Source organism: Hydrogenophaga sp. 70-12, from assembly GCF_001897365.1.
Classification (GTDB): domain Bacteria; phylum Pseudomonadota; class Gammaproteobacteria; order Burkholderiales; family Burkholderiaceae_C; genus Hydrogenophaga; species Hydrogenophaga borbori.
Genome location: NZ_MKSS01000378.1, coordinates 1 through 6,067 on the forward strand (window position 1 = coordinate 1; position 6,067 = coordinate 6,067).

The window sequence follows — 6,067 nt, forward strand, 5'->3', positions numbered from 1 at the left end:
CCGGCCACCTGCGGCGGCCGGCCACCTGCGGCGGGTCGCGGCGCGCGGCCGCCACCAGGCGATCGCCCACCACCAGCAGGCGGTAGTCGCTGCCCGGCAGGTAGCGTTCGACCAGCACCTCGCCATAGTTGGCCGCCGTCTGGAACGCGGCGTCGAGCTGCTCGCGCGCCGTCACGTTCACGGTGACCCCCTTGCCCTGGTTGCCGTCGCGCGGCTTGAGCACCACCGGCAGACCGATCTCGAGCGCGGCGGCCCAGGCGTCATCGGCGTCGCTCACGGGACGGCCCAGCGGCACGGGCACGCCGGCCGCCTGCAGCAGCCGCTTGGTGAGCTCCTTGTCCTGGGCGATGGATTCGGACACGGCGCTGGTGCGGTCCACCTCGGCCGCCTGGATGCGGCGCGCGCGGCTGCCCCAGCCGAACTGCACCAGGCTGCCGGTGGTGAGGCGCCGGTAGGGAATGCCGCGCGCCACCGCCGCGTTGACGATGGAGCCCGTGCTCGGGCCCAGGCGCTCGTCCTCGTCGAGTTCGCGCAGCTCGGCCACGGCGGCGGCCAGATCAAAAGATTCGCCGCGCAGCACGGCCTCGATCAGCCCATGCGCCAGCGCCAGCGCGCGGCGGCCCACGGCCTCTTCGCTGTACTGCACCACCACCTGGTAGACGCCCGATTCAAGGGTGGCCGAGGTGCGGCTGAAGGTGACCGGGCAGCCCGCCTGGGCCTGCAGCGACAGCGTGGCCACCTCCAGCACGTGGGCCAGCGAGAGCGAGCCGCCGGCGCTGTGCAGCGCGCCCGGGTGCGGAAACTGCTCGCGCAGGCGCGCCTCGAAGCCCGGCAGGCTGGCCAGGGCGCGTTCGTTGTCGCCGCAGTGCACCACGGTTTCGATCGCGGTGTGGCGGGTCCAGAGGTTGGGGCCGCGCAGGGCCCGAATGCGGGTGAGTTCCATCAGAGGCTCTTCTCGGCAAGGGATTCGGGGGACGGCTGCGCCGCCGGCACGCGGCGGACGGGGGCGTGGGCGATCGGGGCTTCGCGGGCGAAGGTGCGCAGGCCGGCGGCCATGAGCGCGGGCGAAATGTCCAGGGCCCAGGCCGCCGCCAGCGAGGCGAGCAGCACGGCCGTCTTGTCTTCGGGGGCCACGCCCTCGCCCAGCGACACCTGGGCCAGCGACGCCACCACATGCTCCTGCTGGCCGTCGCTGAGCACGATGTCGCCCTGGCGCAGGAAGACCGCGCGGCGGTACTGCGCCAGGTGCTCCACCAGCACCGGCAGCTCGGGGTCCTCGGCGTAGAAGATGACATCGCCGTCGCACAGCGGCGCCATCTCGGCCACCACCGGGTCGGCGGCGTTGAGCACAGCCGCGCCATCGGGCAGCACCACGTCCACCTGGGTACGCATGACCTTGAAGAGCTGCTCCACCTCGCGGATGTGGCAGGCCGCCAGCGCGGGGCTGCCCGAGGCGTCGGTCACCACGCCCACCTGGCAGCGGTCGTAGGCCAGGCCTTCGTTGACGATGGTCAGCGGGTCGTTCTCGAACACCGCCGTCTGCACGCCGCGGTTCATCAGCAGGCGGCGCGCCGCGCCGGCCTTGGAAAAGTCGCCGTGCTGCAGCGCCCGGCGGCCCAGGAACAGGCCCGCCTTGCACGCCAGGCCCACCTGGGGTCCGCTCAGCGAGGCGAGCCAGGCCACCAGGCGCGCGATACCGGTGGTGCCGCGGCTGCCCGCCACGCCCACCACTGGCACACGGCCTGAATCGCCGGGCACGAAGAGGTGGTCGACGATGGCGCGCCCCACCGGCCGCGGCTGGCCCACGGCGGGCTTGAGGTGCATCAGCAGGCCGGGACCGGCGTTGACCTCGACGATGGCGCCGCCCTGATCGGCCAAGGGGCGCGAGATGTCCTGCGCCACCAGGTCGACGCCGGCGATGTCCAGCCCGATGACGCGCGCGGCCAGCGCCACCACGCGGGCCACGTCCGGATGGACCTCGTCGGTGCAGTCCACCGAGAGGTTGCCGTTGCGCATGATCAGCACGCGCTGGCCGGCGGCCGGCACGCTGTCGATGGTGTGGCCCTGGCGCTGCAGCTCGACGGCCATGGCGGGGTACTCGTCGAGGTGGATGGCGTTGAGCGGGAATTCCTCGCTCAGGCCGCGGCGCGGGTCGCTGTTGATCTGGCTGTCGATGAGCTGCCCCACGGTGCTGCGGCCGTCGCCCGTCACCCAGGCTTCATCGCCGCGCGTGGCGGCCACCACGCGCCCGCCCACCACCAGCAGGCGGTGTTCCAGGCCGCGCACGAAGCGCTCGACCATGACGCCACTGCCTTCGGCGTCGGCCACGGCGAACGCCGCCTCCACGTCTTCCTGGCGCATCAGCTCCAGCGATACGCCCCGGCCGTGGTTCGCGTCGGTGGGCTTCACCACCACCGGCAGACCGATGTCGCGCGCGGCCTCCCAGGCCGCCTGCGGGCTCTCGACCACCTGGCCCTCGGGCACCGGCACGCCGCAGGCGGCGAGCATGCGCTTGGACAGGTCCTTGTCGCTGGCGATGCTCTCGGCGATCGCGCTGGTGCGGTCGGTCTCGGCCGTCCAGATGCGGCGCTGGCGCGCGCCATAGCCGAGCTGCACCAGGTTGCCGTCGTTCAGGCGGATGTGCGGGATGCGGCGGCCGGTCGCGGCGTCGACGATGCTCGCGGTGCTGGGGCCCAGGCAGTGGTCGTCGACCAGCTCGCGCAGTTCGTGCACCGCGGCGGCCACGTCGAAGGGGCTGTCGTTGATGGCGGCCATCAGCAGTTCATGCCCCAGCGTGAGCGCGCGCCGCGCCACCCGCTCGTCGCGGGCGCGAAACACCATCTTGTAGACGGCGCGCACCGGTGTGCTGCGGGTCTGGCCGAAGCCGGTCTGCAGGCCCGCCAGGTTCTGCAGCTCGATCACCACGTGTTCGAGGATGTGGCCGGCCCAGGTGCCTTCCTGCAGGCGCTGCAGGAAGCCCCCGCGCTCGCCCACGCCGCACTGGTGCTCGATCAAGCCAGGCAGCCAGGCCGTCAGGCGCTCGTACAGGCCGGGCAGCAGGTGCGAGGGGTAGTCCTCGAGCTCCCCGATGTCGATCCAGCTCTCGAGCACCGGGCGGTAGGTCCAGATGTTCGGTCCGCCGAGGTAGCTGACGCGCAGAAAACGAATGGGTTGTTTCATGGTTGTCGATTCAACGGCATAACGCCGTGGGGGCGCTGTGGACTTACTCGGCGTTTCATCTAGGACAATATCGGATACGCCCGCGGGCGCCGGTCATTTTCCGGATGGGTCCACTTCTAATGAATTCACCTTTAGCCGAACTTACGTCGCCGTTCAGTGCCTTGCCACAACCGTTTCAAGACGGTCTGCGGGCGCGCTTGCTGGACAACGAGCAGGTTTCAAGTTGGCTGCAGCTTGACCTCGATTCGCAATTGAATTTTTCCGCCGGCTGGCTGGTGCTGACCACCCAACGGCTGTTGAGCTGGGAGCCCGGCGGGGCCGATGCCGGCTGGCGTGAGTGGCCCCTGGGAGGCGTATTGTGCTTGAAGCACAACGACCATGCAGGCCTCGCGCAGCTCAGTGTGCACGGCGCCCAACAGCGGCTGGCTATTTGGCGTTTTACTGCGACGCACAACACACGCGCGCTGCGGTTCATTGCAGAATTCGACCGCCTGCAAGCCCTTCGCCACAGCACTGGATTAAATGATGCAGTGCAAAAATCCACCCCGTCATCGACCAGCGCAATACCGCTGTCGCCAAATCACGAAAGTGATTTGTCGCCGATTGGCGACGAATTAATCGACGCCCCGGAATTGCACCGGCCGCCGTCCACCTGGGTGCTATTGCGGCTCGGACGATTCGCCAAACCGTACCGCGCGCAATTGGCCCTGGGTTTTGGCCTGACGCTGGCCGCCACAGCCGCCACGCTGGTGCCGCCCTACCTGACCATGCCGCTCATGGACGAGGTGCTGATCCCCTTCCAGAACGGCCAGCGCATCGATCCCTGGCAGGTGGCCATGCTGCTCGGCGGCCTGCTGCTGGCGGCGCTGACGGCCTGGGGCCTGGGCTGGGCGCGCACCTATGTGCTCTCGCTGGTGTCCGAGCGCATCGGCGCCGACCTGCGCACCACCACCTTCGAGCACCTGCTGGCGCTCTCGCTCGAGTACTTCGGCGGCAAGCGCACCGGCGACCTCATGGCCCGCATTGGCTCGGAGACCGACCGCATCTGCGTGTTCCTCTCCTTGCACGCCCTGGACTTCGCCACCGACGTGCTGATGATCGTGATGACCGCGGTCATCCTCTTCAGCATCAACCCCTGGCTGGCGCTGGTGACGCTGCTGCCCCTGCCCTTCATCGCCTGGATGATCCACCTCGTGCGCGACCGCCTGCGCACCGGCTTCGAGAAGATCGACCGCGTCTGGTCGGACGTGACCAACGTCTTGGCCGACACCATCCCCGGCATCCGCGTGGTGAAGGCCTTCGCGCAGGAGAAGCGCGAAGCCGCCCGCTTTCGCGAGGCCAACCGCCACAACCTGGAGGTCAACGACAAGCTGAACAAGACCTGGTCGCTGTTCACGCCCACGGTCACGCTGCTCACCGAACTCGGCCTGCTGGTGGTCTGGGCCTTCGGCATCTGGCAGGTCTCGCGCGGCGACATCACGGTGGGCGTGCTCACCGCCTTCCTGGCCTACATCGGCCGCTTCTACAGCCGGCTCGACTCCATGAGCCGCATCGTCTCGGTCACGCAGAAGGCCGCCGCCGGCGCCAAGCGCATCTTCGACATCCTCGACCACGTCTCCAACGTGCCGGAGCCCGCGCAGCCCGTGCGCCGGCCGCGCATCGACGGTGGCATCGAACTGAGCGACGTGCACTTCCGCTACGGCAACCGCTCGGTCATCCGCGGCATGAACCTGGCCATCCGGCCCGGCGAGATGATCGGCCTGGTGGGCCACAGCGGCTCGGGCAAGAGCACGCTGGTCAACCTCATCTGCCGCTTTTACGACGTCAGCGGCGGCAGCATCCGCGTCGACGGCATCGACGTGCGCCAGTTCGCCGTGGCCGACTACCGCCGCCACATCGGCCTGGTGCTGCAGGAGCCCTTCCTGTTCTTCGGCACCATCGCCGAGAACATCGCCTACGGCAAACCGGACGCCACACGCGCCGAGATCGTGGCCGCCGCGCGCGCCGCGCACGCGCACGAGTTCATCCTGCGCCTGCCGCACGGCTACGACTCATTGGTGGGCGAACGCGGCCAGGGCCTGTCGGGCGGCGAGCGCCAGCGCATCTCCATCGCGCGCGCGCTGCTGATCGACCCGCGCATCCTGATCCTCGACGAGGCCACCTCCAGCGTGGACACCGAGACCGAGAAGGAAATCCAGAAGGCGCTCGACAACCTCGTGGCCGGGCGCACCACCATCGCCATCGCGCACCGCCTCTCCACATTGCGCCGCGCCGACCGGCTGGTGGTGATGGACCGGGGAGAGGTGGTGGAGGTGGGCCCGCACGACGAGCTGATGGCGCGCGAGGGCGCCTACTGGCGGCTCTACATGGCGCAGCTGCGCAACGTGGACGTGGAAGACGAGCCAAGCCTCGCCCCACCCCACACCAACCCCACGGCGCATGGCGCCACGGCGGGAACCGACTGAACGCGGAGATCAGCATGACGACGATCGACTGGACACTGCGCCGAGACCCGCAAGGCCCGCTGCAGCTCACCACCGCCGATGGGCGGGTGCACGCCGGCGTGCTGCCCGTGCGCGCCTTCCCCCTGGCCGCGCCCGACGAGGGCCTGTCGCTGGTGGGCAGCGACGGGCACGAGCTCGTGTGGATAGAGCGCCTGTCGGCGCTCGACGCCGCCACGCGGACGCTGATCGAGGAAGAACTGGCGCCGCGCGAGTTCATGCCCCGCATCCAGCGCATCCTGGGTGTCTCGGGCTACGCCACGCCCAGCACCTGGACGGTGGAAACCGAGCGCGGCCCCGCGCAACTGGTGCTCAAGGCCGAGGACGACATCCGCCGGCTCGACGGAAAGCGTCTGTTGATCCAGGACGGCAATGGCCTGCAGTTC

4 protein-coding genes are annotated in these 6,067 nt (G+C 69.7%); 2 read left to right on the top strand and 2 right to left on the bottom strand.

What is annotated here, in order from left to right:
• Together BGO22_RS19300 and BGO22_RS19305 are read right to left on the bottom strand one after the other, a co-directional pair.
• Window positions 1-943, bottom strand: a 943-nt coding sequence (locus BGO22_RS19300; protein ID WP_286852244.1) for a cyanophycin synthetase family protein, incomplete at its 3' end; no start/stop codon positions are given.
• A complete protein-coding gene (locus BGO22_RS19305; RefSeq protein WP_070398901.1) occupies window positions 943-3,180 on the bottom strand; it encodes a cyanophycin synthetase in 2,238 nt (745 codons plus the stop codon). The genes BGO22_RS19300 and BGO22_RS19305, both read right to left, overlap by 1 nt.
• 119 nt (window positions 3,181-3,299) lie before the next feature.
• Between BGO22_RS19305 and BGO22_RS19310 the strand changes: the two genes are divergently transcribed.
• Window positions 3,300-5,645, top strand: coding sequence for a cyanophycin metabolism-associated ABC transporter (locus BGO22_RS19310; RefSeq protein ID WP_083293137.1), 2,346 nt, complete (start codon window positions 3,300-3,302; stop codon window positions 5,643-5,645).
• Between the two features lie 14 nt (window positions 5,646-5,659).
• Window positions 5,660-6,067: cyanophycin metabolism-associated DUF1854 family protein (locus BGO22_RS19315; RefSeq protein WP_286852245.1), on the top strand; the 408-nt coding region annotated here is incomplete at its 3' end.